14 protein-coding genes are annotated in these 14,101 nt (G+C 63.5%); 11 read left to right on the top strand and 3 right to left on the bottom strand.

All coding sequences use genetic code 11. The annotated features are described in order from the left end of the window. Positions 1 to 39 precede the first annotated feature (39 nt). Positions 40 to 1,683: a sensor domain-containing diguanylate cyclase gene (locus AC07SI_RS28770; RefSeq protein ID WP_120448916.1), complete on the bottom strand. Its 1,644-nt coding sequence runs from the start codon at positions 1,681 to 1,683 to the stop codon at positions 40 to 42. Between the two features lie 141 nt (positions 1,684 to 1,824). Here AC07SI_RS28770 and AC07SI_RS28765 point away from each other — a divergent pair, with 141 nt between their 5' ends. Beyond that, positions 1,825 to 2,430: a LysE family translocator gene (locus AC07SI_RS28765; RefSeq protein WP_282398059.1), complete on the top strand. Its 606-nt coding sequence runs from the start codon at positions 1,825 to 1,827 to the stop codon at positions 2,428 to 2,430. A 406-nt stretch (positions 2,431 to 2,836) separates the two neighbouring features. Here the strand turns inward: AC07SI_RS28765 and AC07SI_RS28760 are convergent, their stop codons facing one another. Then, positions 2,837 to 3,991 (bottom strand): acetyltransferase domain-containing protein, encoded by a 1,155-nt coding sequence (locus AC07SI_RS28760; RefSeq protein WP_495006998.1) that lies wholly within the window; start codon positions 3,989 to 3,991, stop codon positions 2,837 to 2,839. Between the two features lie 132 nt (positions 3,992 to 4,123). Here AC07SI_RS28760 and AC07SI_RS28755 point away from each other — a divergent pair, with 132 nt between their 5' ends. The 8 genes from AC07SI_RS28755 to AC07SI_RS28720 all read left to right on the top strand — a co-directional run bounded on the left by AC07SI_RS28755 (position 4,124) and on the right by AC07SI_RS28720 (position 12,543). After that, entirely contained in the window at positions 4,124 to 4,621 is a 498-nt protein-coding gene (locus AC07SI_RS28755) for a sigma-70 family RNA polymerase sigma factor (protein ID WP_106803512.1), read from the top strand. Further along, the gene (locus AC07SI_RS28750) at positions 4,618 to 5,571 is read left to right on the top strand and encodes a FecR domain-containing protein (RefSeq protein WP_495006997.1); all 954 of its coding nucleotides are present in this window, start codon (positions 4,618 to 4,620) and stop codon (positions 5,569 to 5,571) included. The genes AC07SI_RS28755 and AC07SI_RS28750 overlap by 4 nt, the downstream gene beginning before the upstream one ends. Before the next feature lie 90 nt (positions 5,572 to 5,661). After that, complete coding sequence (locus AC07SI_RS28745; protein WP_495006996.1) at positions 5,662 to 8,115, top strand: TonB-dependent siderophore receptor; 2,454 nt, start codon at positions 5,662 to 5,664, stop codon at positions 8,113 to 8,115. 59 nt (positions 8,116 to 8,174) lie between these two features. Beyond that, the gene (locus AC07SI_RS28740) at positions 8,175 to 8,723 is read left to right on the top strand and encodes a DUF924 family protein (RefSeq protein WP_495006995.1); all 549 of its coding nucleotides are present in this window, start codon (positions 8,175 to 8,177) and stop codon (positions 8,721 to 8,723) included. Between the two features lie 97 nt (positions 8,724 to 8,820). Next, positions 8,821 to 9,453, top strand: a complete 633-nt coding sequence (yfcF, locus tag AC07SI_RS28735; RefSeq protein WP_495006994.1) for a glutathione transferase — start codon at positions 8,821 to 8,823, stop codon at positions 9,451 to 9,453. A gap of 111 nt (positions 9,454 to 9,564) precedes the next feature. Then, positions 9,565 to 10,296 carry a GntR family transcriptional regulator gene (locus tag AC07SI_RS28730; RefSeq protein ID WP_106803516.1) on the top strand — a complete coding sequence of 244 codons (732 nt, stop codon included), beginning with the start codon at positions 9,565 to 9,567 and terminating at the stop codon, positions 10,294 to 10,296. A gap of 97 nt (positions 10,297 to 10,393) precedes the next feature. Next, positions 10,394 to 11,674: an MFS transporter gene (locus AC07SI_RS28725; RefSeq protein WP_106803517.1), complete on the top strand. Its 1,281-nt coding sequence runs from the start codon at positions 10,394 to 10,396 to the stop codon at positions 11,672 to 11,674. Positions 11,675 to 11,703: 29 nt separating this feature from the next. Continuing rightward, entirely contained in the window at positions 11,704 to 12,543 is an 840-nt protein-coding gene (locus AC07SI_RS28720) for an amidohydrolase family protein (RefSeq protein ID WP_495006993.1), read from the top strand. On the opposite strand, the gene AC07SI_RS28715 is transcribed toward AC07SI_RS28720, so the two are convergent. Then, on the bottom strand, positions 12,520 to 12,783 hold the full coding sequence (locus AC07SI_RS28715; RefSeq protein WP_065907610.1) for a hypothetical protein: 264 nt from the start codon (positions 12,781 to 12,783) through the stop codon (positions 12,520 to 12,522). The two genes, AC07SI_RS28720 and AC07SI_RS28715, sit on opposite strands and share 24 nt — an antisense overlap. Before the next feature lie 131 nt (positions 12,784 to 12,914). Here AC07SI_RS28715 and AC07SI_RS28710 point away from each other — a divergent pair, with 131 nt between their 5' ends. Both AC07SI_RS28710 and AC07SI_RS28705 read left to right on the top strand, forming a co-directional pair. Further along, entirely contained in the window at positions 12,915 to 13,559 is a 645-nt protein-coding gene (locus tag AC07SI_RS28710) for an ATPase (RefSeq protein WP_065907612.1), read from the top strand. Between the two features lie 34 nt (positions 13,560 to 13,593). After that, a complete protein-coding gene (locus AC07SI_RS28705) occupies positions 13,594 to 13,935 on the top strand; it encodes a hypothetical protein (protein ID WP_065907613.1) in 342 nt (113 codons plus the stop codon). Positions 13,936 to 14,101: the final 166 nt, after the last annotated feature.

Genomic DNA, 14,101 nt, shown 5'->3' with positions numbered 1-14,101 from the left:
AGCGGTAGCAGGCTCCCTCGCCACGGTCCAGAACGGGGCTCAGGCCACGCGGTTTCTGCCTGAACCCTTGGCCTCGTACAAGCGCATGTCCGCGCGTTTGAGCAACGCCAGGGAATCGCGGTCCGAGGGTTCGGCCACACCGACGCCGATGCTCACCGTCACATGGCCGACTGTCGGGAACACGGCGGCTTCCACGGCCGCGCGGATTTTTTCGGCGACCACTTCGGGGCTGTCCGGTTCCTCGACTTCGGGCAGTAGCACGGCGAACTCCTCACCGCCGTAGCGCGCGACGAAGTCGGTGGCGCGGGTGGTGTTTTCGATCAGCGCCGCGAGCTGGCACAGCACGTCATCACCGATGGCGTGGCCGTAGGTGTCGTTGACGCGCTTGAAGTAGTCGGCGTCGATCAGCAGCAGCGCGAAGGTACGCCCGGTGCGCTGGAACAGCAGGCTGTTCTCGGCCAGTTTTTCATCGAAGCGACGCCGGTTGAACACGCCGGTCAGGGCGTCGTGGGTCGCCAGTTTGAGCAGGTCGGCGTTGGCCTGGGTGAGGTCGGCGGTGCGTTGGGCCACGGTGGCTTCCAGGGAGGCGTTGGCCTCTTGCAGTTCGCGTTCCTTGGAGAGCAATGATTGCGTCATGCCGGTGAGGGAGCGACCCAGTTGGGCGATTTCCAGCACGGGGTGGTCCTGAGGGAAGACTGCGCCGGGCTGGTGGTTCTGCACCTGTTTGGCCGATTTGGCCAGGCGCTCGATCGGGCGGCTGAGGGAGGAGGCCAGGAAGTAGGCGGCAAGCACAAACACGACCGCAGCCAGCAAGCCCAGCACCAGCAATTTGTAGAGCAGGGTGCGCGCCGGCTCCAGCGCTACATCCAGCGGTTGGCGCACCATGATGTACCAGGTCATTTTCGCGTTGGACGGGCTCGGCACGGCGATGGAGGCGGTGACGTAGCCATTACCGGTCGACCAGCCGGACGCACTGCGCAACTGGTCTGGCGGCATTTGCTCGCCGGCCAGCAACTCCGGGTAGAGCACCTTGCCATCGAAGTCGACGATCAGCGCCTCGATCTGTGGGATCGCATCTTTTTGCATCACGGCCGAATCGACGATCTGCGTCACCCAGCGCCAGTGCGCATGAGCGCCCAGCACGCCGATGGTTTCGCCTTGTGCGTTGCGAATCGGCGCGGCAAAGTCGATGAAGCGCAACGGCTCGCCACTCGCCGAACCCGGCAACAGCTTGGCCAGCAGCACCGCCTCGTGAGGATCACCGGTGTACTCGCCGCGCAGGCCGGCCTGGAACCACGGGCGCTGCTGCACCGACTGATTGACCAGCAACCCGTTGACCGCCTGGCGCACTTGCCCGTTGGCGTCGGCCACGCCCATCCACGCGTATTCGGCGCGCGACTGGGTGCGCAGCTCCATCAAGGTCAGGATGTCCGGCGCGTCCAGGTCGCCCTTGCGCATGATCGGCGCCTTGCTCAGCAGCGAAACTTCCAACTGGCGTTCACGCAATTGCACCGCCAGCAACGCCGCCGTCGAGCGGGCCGTGCTCAACAGGGCGTTGCCGCTGGCCTGTTTCATCTGTTCGGTGGCGATATGGCCGACATAGACCCCCACGCTCAATAACGTGAGTAACGACAAACCGGCAAACCACAGGGTCAGGTGACTACGCAGACTGGCTTTGATCATGGGGGGCTTTCGTCGACTGGGCGTTATTACAGGGTAGGCGTAATACCACAGAGCGTGCCAGCACTTGGGACCACAAACGTTCAAGAAGCACGCCAGGGCGGCTCAGTAGACTCGCCTCACTTCTTCTATTGCAGGTTCCCCATGGATATTTTCCTCTACGCCTTCAGTGTCATGTACAGCCCAGGTCCGGTGAATTTCATGGGCCTGAATGCCGGGCTCACCGGCCAGTTCCGGCGCTCCACCGGGTTTTTCATCGGCGTTGGTTGCGCGATGCTGTTGTTGTTCGTGCTGTTTGGCTACACCGGCGAAGCGCTTATCTCCCCGGCGGTGCTGCCGTACATCTCGTTGATTGGCGGGGTGTACACGTTGTACCTCGCCTATCAGGTGTTCAACGCGCGCACCGAAGTTGAAGAGTCTGCAAGCCCTGCGACCAGGACCCTCACGTTCTGGAATGGCCTGGTGATCCAGTTGCTCAACCCGAAGGGCATCATGGCAGTGTTGCCGATCACCAGTGTGATGTTGCCGGCGGCGCACATTACCGGGGCATCCATCGCCGGGGTCTCGGCATTACTGGCGTTCGGGGCGTTTGGTGCGCCGTGGGTGTATGCGCTGCTGGGCGCGGTGCTGGGGCGGCGCATCAATGGGGCGTCGGCCTTCACGCTGTTCAACCGGAGCATGGGCGTGGCGCTGGCGGTGTGCGCGTATTTCATGTTTCACGCGTTCTATGTGCATTTGGTTTCAACGTGAGAATACATCTGGTACTGCGCTACCGCCTTCGCAGGCAAGCCAGCTCCCACATTAGGCTATGTTGAGTCAGAGGTATTTGAGTCCGGCCGGGTCGGGGGGGCTTGGCTTGTGTGCGTCCACCACACATCTGGCTGGCTGAACGCGGTCAAAAATGTGGGAGCTGTGTTGGGTCAGAGGTATTTGAGTCCGGCGAGGTCGGGCGCCTTGGCTTGTGTGCGTCCACCACACATCTGGCTGGCTGAATGCGGTCAAAAATGTGGGAGCTGGCTTGCCTGCTAAAGCGGTGGGTCAGTGAATACATCTGGTGCTGACACACCGCCTTCGCAGGCAAGCCAGCTCCCACATTAGTTCGTGTTGGGTCAGATGTATTGGAGTCCGGCCAGCTCCTACACTCGGCCGTGTTGAGTCAAAGGTACTTGAGCCAAGCCAAATCCCGCCGCCGGGCTTTCAGTCTGGCGAACCAACGCACTGGCACGTACAACGCCACAGGCAGCACTAACGCGACCAGCCAGATGGCGCCGATGCTGTCGGCGCCAAAATAGCTGCCCTGGTTGAGCCCGAACAGCGCCACACCGATGACATAGAGCATTTTCAGCACATAAAGATGCAGCAAGTAGAAGAACATCGGCGCCGCGCCGAAGGTGGCGAGCACGCCGATCCAGCGTTTTTGTCCGGCACGTTCAAACGCCAGTAACAGCAGCAACCCGAGCCCCAGGGTCAGCGCCAGAAACAATAGCGAAGGCGGGTACTTGGTGACGTTGAAAAAGCTCATCAGCGTCCGCACGCCGTCGTCATAGGCCTGCCAGGGTTTCTCGCCATAGCCATTGGCGGCGCGCGCCGCTACGAATCCCACCAACGCCGCCGCACCGCTCAGCAACAGGTAGCGCTGGCGCAGCGCCGGCTGCAGGGCATTCGCGAACCATGGGCCGAGGCCGTAGCCGAGGGCAATCACGCCGATCCACGGCAGCACCGGATACGTGATCCGCAGGCGCAACGCGTCGCCAATCTCGATCCAACCGCGCTCATGCAGAATCGCCCAGGCGTTTTGCAGCGCCGACCCCGGCGTGAAGTGCAGGCCATCGAGCAGGTTGTGCCCGGCGATGATCACCAGGGCGACCGCGATCAGCAACGGACGCGGCAGCCACACCAGTGCGGCGAGGGCGAGCATGCTCACGCCGATGGCCCAGATCACTTGCATATAGATCACGCTGGGCGGCAGTTGGAAGGTCCACGCGAAGTTGACCAGGGTGAACTCCAGCACCACCAGGAACAGCCCGCGCTTGAACAGGAACGCCGACACATCGCGCCGGCCCTGGTACTTCTGGCCGTACAGCCACGCGGATAAACCCGTGAGCAGCACAAACACCGGTGCACACAGGTGGGCGAGGGTGCGGCTCACAAACAACGCGGGTTCGGTGCTGTCGATGTTCATCGGGTCGCTGACCTGGCGGTGCAGCAGGAAGGTTTCGCGCACGTGGTCGAGCAGCATGAACAGGATGACCAGGCCGCGCAGGGCGTCGATGGCCAGCAGGCGTGGGCGTTGGGGAACAGCGTCGGTCATGGGCGGCATCACAGGGCAGGCGGGCGATGAGCGTTATCCTATAACATTAATTTGCGCGTTGCCGTGCTTCGTTGTGCAGATTAGAATGCGATCAATTCTTAATTACTCCTTGGCCCCGCGCCGGTGACTCGCATGTCGTCCCCCCTTAATCTGCCTATCCAGGACCTGTACTGCGAACACCACGGATGGTTGTACCGCTGGCTCGACCGCAAGCTGGGCAACGCCAGCGACGCGGCCGACCTGGCCCACGATACATTCATGCGCCTGCTCACCCGCCAGCCCGGCAACGGTTTTGGCAGTGAGCCGCGTGCGTTGCTCACGCATATCGCCAAGGGCCTGATGATCGACAGTTGGCGCCGCCAGGAAGTCGAGCGCGCCTACCTTGAGACCATTGCCCACCTGCCCGAGCAGGAAGTGCCGTCGCCGGAAACCCGCTGGCTGATCCTCGAAGCGCTGTACCGCATCGAGGCCATGCTGCGCGACCTGCCCGACAACACCCGCCAGGCCTTCCTGATGTCGCAGATCGACGGCTTGACCTACGCGCAGATCGCCGAGCACCTGCAGGTGTCGCTGGTGTCGGTCAAACGCTATATGCGCGATGCATTTCTCGCCTGCCTGAGCGTGGCATGAGCCCGTCGATCGACCCGCTGATCCTCGGCGAGGCCGCTGACTGGATGGTGCAGTTGCAGTCCGGCAGCGCCACCGACGAGGATCGCCGCGCCATCGCCCAATGGCAGTGCCGCAGCGCGCAGCACGCCCAGGCCTGGCAGCGGGCGGAAGCGATCCTCGGCGATTTCAACAGCGTGCCCGGCGCGATTGCCGGCGACACCCTCAAGCGCATCGGCCGCAAGAAAGCCCTGGGTCGGCGCCAGGCCCTCGGGCTGTTGCTGCTGGCGGGGCCGGCGAGCTGGCTGGCCTGGCAGCACAAGCCCTGGCAGGCCTGGACCGCCGACCAGCACACCGCCATCGGCGAGCAGCGCAACCTCACGTTACCGGATGGCACGCGCCTGCTGATCAACACCGCCAGCTCGCTGAATATCGTCTTTACCGATCAGGTGCGGCGCATCGAATTGCTGCAAGGCGAAGTGCTGATTACCACCGCCAAGGACCCGGCGCCGACGCACCGTCCGTTCAGCGTGCAGACCCGTCACGGCAGCGCGCGGGCGCTGGGGACGCATTTCAGTGTGCGGGTCGGGGAGCAGAGCAGCCGCGTGGCGGTGATCGACGGCGCAGTGGAAATGCTGCCGCTGCATGCCAGCCGGGGGCTGATCCTCAAGGCCGGCGAACAGAGCGCGTTCGGCAGTGACAGCGTGGCAGCGGTGGCGCCGCTGGAGGTGGGCGCAGTGACCTGGGAAAACGGCATGTTGCTGGCCCAGCAGATGCGCCTGGCGGATTTGCTCGAGGAGCTGGGCCGTTACCGGCAGGGCGTGTTGCGCTGTCACGCCAGTGTGGCCGGGTTGAGCGTGTCCGGCGCGTTCCCGCTGCGCGACACCGATGCCAGCCTGCGCCTGTTGCAGGACACGTTGCCGGTCAAGGTCAGCAGCCTGACCGGTTACTGGGTCACTGTTGAGCCACGCTGAAACTTTTTTGCCTGTTCGCTGATACCTTTTTCGTTGTCGTGCGGTGTAGGGGAGAACCCTCAACTTTGCACCGCGCCGACAGGAATGCCCATGACCTTCACATCGCACCCCATCCGCCCCTTGCAGGCCTTGAGCCTGGCCGTCGCGCTCGCGGCCATCGCACCGCTGCACAGCGCCGTGGCCGCCGAGCCGGCAAGCAGCGCGGCGCGCAGCTACAACCTCGGCGCCGGGCCGTTGGGTAATGTGCTGGCGCAGTTTGCGGCATTGTCCGGCGTGCCGTTGTCGTTCGACTCCAAGCTGCTCAATGACCAGCACAGCGCAGGCCTGCAAGGCAGTTACACCGCGCAGGCGGGCTTTATGCAGTTGCTGCAGGGCAGCGGCTATACCCTGCAGAGCACCGGCGCGAATGGCTACACCGTGGTGCCCCAGGCCAACGGCGATGCGGTGGAGCTGGGCGCTACCACCATCAGCGGCGAGGGCGGGGCACAGGCGGACACCTACGGCGGTGGCCAGGTCGCGCGTTCGGCGCGATTGGGCGTGTTGGGCAATCGTTCGATCAACGATGTGCCGTTCAGCGTGGTCAGCTACACCGCCAAGACTATCGCCGACCAGCAGGCGCGCACCGTGGGCGATGTGCTGCTCAATGATGCGTCGGTGCGCCAGTCTTCCGGGTTCGGCAACTTCTCCCAGGTGTTCACCATCCGTGGCTTGCCGTTGAACACCGATGACATTGCCTTCAATGGCCTGTACGGCGTGCTGCCGCGGCAGATCATCACCACCGAGGCGCTGGAGCGCGTCGAGCTGTTCAAGGGCCCCAACGCCTTCGTCAACGGCGTGTCGCCGGCTGGCAGCGGCATTGGCGGCAGCGTCAACCTGGTGCCCAAGCGCGCCGAAGACATCGCCACGCGCAGCGTCACCCTCGACACCACCACCGATGGCCAGGCCGGCGGCCACCTCGACGTGGGCCAGCGCTTTGGTGAAGACAACCGCTTCGGCGCGCGGGTCAACCTGGCCCGGCATGGCGGCGATACTGCCATCGAGGATGAATTCAAAAGCTCGCAGCTGGTGGCCGTGGCCCTGGATTACCGGGGTGATCGCCTGCGCCTGTCCACCGACTTCGGCTACCAGAAAGAACGCATCAACAATGGCCGCTCGGTGGTGTACCCCAATGGCACCAAAGTGCCGAAGGCGCCTTCGGCCAAGGACAACTATGCGCAGGATTGGAGCTGGTCGGAGCTGGAAGATACCTACGGCATGTTCAATGCCGAGTACGACCTGACTGAAAACTGGACCGCCTATGTCGGCGGCGGTGCCAAGCACACGCGCGAGAATGGCCAGTATTCATCGTTGTACGTGGGCAACGACGGCAGCGGCCGCGTCGGCTTCCTGTACTCGCCCCATGATGAAGACAACAAGAGCGCCATGGCCGGCCTCAACGGGCATTTCAACACAGGGCCGGTGACCCATCAGGTCAATCTCGGGTTGTCTGGCATCTGGGGTGAGCAGCGTTCGGCGTTCGAGGCGATCCTGCAGGCCAACCGTCGGCCGGGCAATCTGTACAACCCGACCCAGGTGCCTCGCCCGACCGTCACTTACTTCGGCAGCGACATTCACGACCCGCGTGTCGTCGGCAAGAACCGTATCAAGAGCGCCGCGGTTTCGGACACGCTCGGCTTTATCGACGACCGCGTGCTGTTGACCGTCGGCGTGCGTCGCCAGACCATCGAAGTGGATGGCTGGAACACCACCAGCGGCGCGCGCACGGCGAACTATGGCGAGTCCATCACCACGCCGGTGTATGGGCTGGTCGTCAAGCCGTGGGAGCACGTGTCGTTGTATGCCAACCGGATCGAAGGGCTGGCCCAGGGGCCCACGGTGCCGACGGCGGTCGACATCACCAACAGCGGCGACGTGTTCCCGCCGAGTCGCAGCAAACAGACCGAGGCCGGGGTCAAGCTCGATTGGGACAACTACGGTGCGACCCTCGGCGTCTACCGCATCGAACAGCCCAACAGCGCGACCAACAACAACCCCAACAGTGTGACGCCGCAGTTCCCCAACGGCACCCGCACGTTCAATGTCGACGGCGAGCAAATCAACAAAGGCGTCGAGTTGAACGTGTTCGGCGAGCCCATCGACGGCCTGCGCCTGCTGGCGGGCGCCACGTGGATGCACACCGAATTGCAGAACACCTCCAACGGCGCCACCGATGGCAACCGCGCCGCCGGCGTGCCGCGCTTCCAGTTCAACCTGGGTGCCGACTGGGACATCCCGGGCCTCCAGGGCGCCGCCGTCAACGCACGGCTGCTGCGCACCGGCGGGGAATACGTCAACGCCACCAACACCCTGAACATCCCGGCCTGGACCCGCGTCGACCTCGGCGCCCGCTATGGCTTCAAGGCTGACGACAAGTACATCACCCTGCGCGCCAACGTCGAGAACGTGGCGAACAAGGCGTACTGGGCTTCCGCATCGACGGCCAACAACTACCTGACCCAGGGCGAGCCGCGCACGATCAAGCTGTCGGCCACGGTGGACTTCTAAGCGCCCACTACGGTCCACTGTAGGTGCCGGCCAACCGGCGCCTACAGGAGATAGCCATCGTGAGTACGACCGAACACACGCCGCAGTCCGTCATCGATTTCTGGCAGCACGCCGGCCCCAAGCGCTGGTTCGCCAAGGACGACGGGTTTGACGCAAGCTTTCGCGACACCTTCCACGCCACCCACCTGCAAGCGGCCCGGCGTGAACTGGAAGGCTGGCTGGACACGGCTGACGGCGCGCTGGCGCTGTTGATCCTGCTTGACCAATATCCACGCAATGCGTTTCGCGGTACTGCGCATATGTTCGCTACCGACCCGCTGGCGCGCCTGTATGCCCGGCGCATGGTCGATGCCGGCCTCGATCAGCAGGTGGACCTCACGTTGCGTGCGTTCTGCTACCTGCCGTTTGAGCACTCGGAGGATGCGGCTGACCAGCAACGCTCTGTGGCGCTCAACGCGGCGTTGGACGCCAACACCTACCGCTGGGCAAAAGAGCATGCACGCATCATCGAGCGCTTCGGGCGGTTTCCGCACCGCAACGACGTGTTGGCCAGGGTCACCACACCCGACGAGCGCAGCTTTCTGGAGGAGGGCGGGTTCGCCGGCTGAGCGGCTATTCCCGCGAGGAATGCCCCCATAAAAACAGTGCATTGTCTTTCTCGGCGGACATCTCGTAGCGTGGGGTTTCACCCAAGGAGACCCTGCCATGCACCAGCCCCCGTTGCGCCTCTATGTTGATTCGCTCTACACCAGCCCCTACGCGATGTCGGTGTTCGTCGCCCTGCGCGAAAAGGGCCTGGGCTTCGATGTGGTGACCCTGGACCTGGACGCCGCGCAAAATCGCACGGCCGATTTCGCCCAACTGTCCCTGACCCAGCGCGTGCCCACGCTGGTGCACGGCGATTTTGCGCTGTCGGAGTCGTCAGCGATCACCGAGTACCTGGAGCACCTTTACCCGGACACGCCGGTGTACCCGGTCGAGCCAAGGCAGCGGGCACGGGCGCGTCAGGTGCAGGCGTGGCTGCGCAGCGACTTGCTGCCGATCCGCCAGGAGCGTTCGACGCTGGTGGTGTTCTGCGGGCAGACAATGCCGCCGCTGTCGCCGGCGGCCGAGGTCGCGGCAGGCACGTTGATCAGTGCGGCGCAGGCGCTGCTGGCGGGTAACCCGGAGTACCTGTTCGGCGCGTGGTCGATTGTCGATGTGGACCTGGCGGTGATGCTCAATCGCCTGATTCTCAACGGCGACAGCGTGCCCGCCGGGCTGGTTGATTACGCGCAGCGCCAGTGGGCGCGGCCGTCTGTGCAGGAATGGGTCAACCTGCCACGCCCTCCGCTTTAAGCCACCATTCATCCCCCGCCTGCGGTGGCGCCCTTGACAGGCGTCACCCGCGCGGCAAATACTCTCGCCATATTCATATATATGACTAAATAAAAAAGTGAATGTGGCCCCATGAATACGCTCTCCAGTGATGCCCGTCTGCCGCTCTACCAACGCCTGCGCGACCATCTGGTCGAACAGATCGCCAACAATCGCTGGCGCCCTGGCGAAGCGATTCCCACCGAAGCGGTGCTGTCCGCCGAATACGAGATCTCCACGGGCACCGTGCGCAAGGCGGTGGATGCGCTGGTGAGCGAGGGCATCCTTGAGCGCCAGCAGGGCCGTGGCACGTTCGTCCGCCGCCCGCAATTCCAGTCGTCGCTGTTTCGCTTCTTCCGTTTCCAAGGCCCCTCGGGCGAACGCCAGGTGCCCGAGAGCCGCATCCTCACGGTGGAATCCGTGACAGCACCGTCGGCGGTCAGCGAGGCCCTCGGCCTGAAAGCCGAAGCCCAGGTGATTCGTATCGTGCGTACCCGTCTGCTGGACGTGCAGCCATTGCTGGCGGAAGAGATCTGGCTGCCGCGCAAGCGCTTCCAGGCGTTGCTCGACATCGACTTGTCCGCGCAGGGCCCGTTGCTCTACCCGGTGTATGAAAGCGTCTGCGGACAAGTGGTGGCCTCGGCCGAGGAGACCCTTACCGCCGAGTCGGTCAACGAAGTGTACGCGCGGCTGCTGCAGGTGCCGGTCAACAGCCCGGTGGTGGTGATCGAGCGCCTGGCTCGCGATTACGCCGGGCAGCCGCTGGAGTGGCGACGCTCGCGCGGGCACGCCGAGCACTTCCGATACCGCGTGGATATCCGCTGACGCACCACCCGTAGTTTCACGTGTTTGCCAACACTGGCCTTGCAACGGCGCGGTTCGTGCTCGGCTGCCTCGCGTTTGACCTATAAGGATAAAAATCATGTTCAGTTGGTATCGCCAAGTCACTCCTCGGGAGCGCAAAACGTTCTGGGCCTGCTTCGGCGGATGGTCCCTCGATGCATTGGAAGTGCAGATGTTCGGCCTGGCGATCCCGGCCCTGATCGCCGCGTTCGCCTTGAGCAAGGGCGATGCCGGGCTGATCAGCGGGGTCACGCTGGTTACCTCGGCCATCGGTGGCTGGGTCGGCGGCACCTTGTCCGACCGCTACGGCCGGGTGCGCACCCTGCAGTGGATGATCCTGTGGTTCTCGTTCTTCACGTTTATCTCGGCGTTTGTCACCGGCTTCCACCAGTTGCTGATCGTCAAGGCCCTGCAGGGTTTCGGCATCGGCGGTGAGTGGGCGGCGGGCGCGGTGTTGATGGCCGAGACCATCAACCCCAAGTATCGCGGCAAGGTCATGGGCACCGTGCAAAGCGCCTGGGCCGTGGGCTGGGGCGTGGCGGTCGGGGTGTTCGCGCTGATCTATTCGTTTGTGCCGCAGGACATGGCCTGGCGTGTGATGTTCGTGGTGGGCCTGCTGCCGTCGTTCCTGATCATCTGGGTGCGCCGCAATGTGGAAGAGCCCGACAGCTTCCAGCGCCTGCAAAAAGAGCAGGTCATCCCGCAGAGCTTCTTCAAGTCGCTGGCCGGGATTTTTCGGCCCGAGCTGATCCGCGTCACGCTGTTTGGCGGCCTGCTGGGCCTGGGCGCCCATGGCGGTTACCACGCGGTGATGACCTGGCTGCCGACCTTCCTCAAGACCGAGCGCAACCTGTCGGTGCTCAACTCGGGTGGCTACCTGGCGGTGATCATTTTTGCGTTCTGGTGTGGCTGCGTGGTCAGTGGTTTGCTGATCGACCGCATTGGCCGGCGCAAGAACATCGTGCTGTTCGCGCTGTGCTGCGTGGTCACCGTGCAGGCCTATGTGTTCCTGCCACTGACCAATACGCAGATGCTGTTCCTCGGCTTCCCGCTGGGCTTCTTCGCCGCCGGCATTCCGGCCAGCCTGGGGGCGTTGTTCAACGAACTGTACCCGGCGGATGTGCGCGGTGCCGGCGTGGGTTTTTGCTACAACTTCGGGCGCGTGCTGTCGGCGGTGTTCCCGTTCCTGGTGGGGCATATGAGCGACTCGATGTCGCTGGGCTCGGCCATCGGCATTGATGCCGGGATTGCCTACGGGGTCGCCGTGATTGCCGCCCTGTGCCTGCCGGAAACCCGTGGCCGCGTGTTGGAAGCGGCGCCGGTCGACAGCATCCCCAGCGGCCAGCGCGCGCAGGCCTGAGACCTATTTACGGATGAAAGACGACCACCATGCTCGATAACTGCTCCACGCCCATCACCGGCATCGATGCCCACGCCCATGTGTTCAGCCAGGCGCTGACCCTGGCCGGTGAGCGGCGCTATACCCCTGGGTACGACGCCACGCTGGGGGATTACCTCAGCCACCTGCACGCCAATGGCCTCAGCCATGGCGTGCTGGTACAACCGAGCTTCCTCGGCACCGACAATCAATACCTGCTCGCGGCCCTGCAGCAGGCGCCCGGTCAGTTGCGTGGGGTGGTCGTCGTAGACCCGGACGTCGGTCGCGATACCTTGCAGGCCATGGCCCGCCTGGGCGTCGTGGGGGTGCGCTTGAACCTGGTGGGGCGTGCGCTGCCGGATTTTGCCGGGCCGGGCTGGAAAGGGTTTTTCGCGCTGATCGCCGAACTCGGCTGGCACGTGGAATTGCACCGCGAGGTGGATGACTTGCCGCAACTGGTTCGGCACTTGATTCCGTTCGGGGTCAAGCTGGTGATTGATCACTTTGGCCGGCCCGATGCCCGGCAAGGGGTTGAGCAACGCGGGTTTGCCGAGTTGCTGGAACTGGGACTCAGCGGCCACCTGTGGCTGAAAGTCTCGGGTATCTACCGCCTGGCCGGCACGCCCGCGCAGAACCTGGCGTTTGCGCGCGAGGCCATGCCGCTGCTGCTGCAAAGTTTCGGTCGGCATCGGCTAGTGTGGGGCAGTGACTGGCCGCACACCCAACATGAAGCGTCCACGGGCTATGCCAGTGTGGTTGAGCAGCGCCAGGCCTTGGGCTGTTCGGCGCAGGTCGAGCAGGCGTTGCTGGTCGATACGCCGAGCCGTTTATTCGGCTTCCACCACCCGTAGCCAGGCCTGCTCCACGCGGCGGTCGAGGTCTTCCCAATCCGCCATGCCCAGTACCCGTGTAGTGTTCAATCCGCGCAGATAGCCGCGCAGTTGCTGGGCGCTGGCGTTCACCTGCTCGGCATCGGCGGTGTCGTTCTGCAGCACGGTTTCATAGTCGACCAGGTAATCGGCGACCCGCTCGCGAAACTCCGGCAGTACGGCCTCGCGGATGCGGTCGAAGGTTTTCTGGTGGGGCTTCATGGCGTGGTCCTTATAAGTTTTATGTGCGCACTATCGGTTCAGATAATAGTCACCATCAAGCATCGCAAGTTCTGTTTTTACAGGAAAGGCGGAAAATCGCCTCATCAAGACGCTGCTCAAGGAAATGCGCGATGAGGACATTTATCCAACTGGCTTTGATGGCCCTGATGCTGGGCACTGTCGTCATGAACACGGCGGCAATCGCCGATGAACTGCCCACAGGCCATTTGCTACCTATCGTCGGTAGCGTAGACTCCCTGCAGCGTGCGCAATCGGTGGGTGTATTGCTGAGCGACAACACCCGCGACAATCTCAGCTACCTTGAACGCTACCACGACATGGCCTTGAATGGCGCCAAGGATGCCCTCGACGGGCGTATCCGCGAGGCGTTCGTCAACAGTTCCGACCCGGAACTGGCCATCGATTGGTTGATGAGCTCGCTGCAAGGCACCTTCCTGTCGGTCACCGTGTACGACAACCTGGATGCCCTGATGCAGGCTCACCCCGATGTGGTGGTGATGCTCGACACCCATAACCAACTGCTGACCCAGCGTAACGACCAGGTCGAGGCGCGTTTTATTGCGCGGTTCTATGACACGAACCTGCAATACATCGCCAAGGCCGAAGGCTCGGTGCACAAACAGCTGCCATCGGTGTGGGTGCACGACAAGGCCGCACCGGAGATTGCTGCGCAGATCGAACAGCAGCGCGATGTACAGCTTGATGCCTTGAAGCAGTTCGATGCATCGCTCAAAGCGTTGATTCGTGCCAGTTGATGTGACCTTTTTTAGTTATTTTCAGGAATTTTTCATGCGCTCTTTTTTCGTCCCGGCCCTGGCCTTTGCTTCCCTGTTACTGGCCGGTTGTGTTTCCGCTCCGAATGCACCCACCCTGACCCTGCAAACCAGCAAGGGCCCAGAAGCCTATGTGCAGTGTGTTGTACCGAAACTTGAAAAACACGGGATCACCTCGACGGTGACGCAAAACTCGCGTCACGCCAAAGTGGTACTGACCAGCAAGATCGCCGCCGATGACGTGCTGGAAGCCTACAAGTCGCAGGATGGCGGCAAAGTGTTCTTGTACGAGCGCAAGCCGCTGGCGTCGACGATCACGCCATCGCGTTTGGAGCTTGCCGCGCAGGAATGCAAGTAACTGCCGGCAGCGCATCGCCTGGTGTGGGGATGTGGACGCGCCAACCTTTGAGCGGATTGCACAACCCGGTTCCAACTTGAAATACATCCCCAATGTGGGAGCGGGGGGGGGGGGGGGGGGGGGGGGGGGGGGGGGGGGGGGGGGGGGGGGGGGGGGGGGGGGGGGG

Source organism: Pseudomonas sp. GW821-FHT05D12 (genome assembly GCF_059419825.1).
This window is presented reverse-complemented; position numbering and strand designations above follow the sequence as displayed.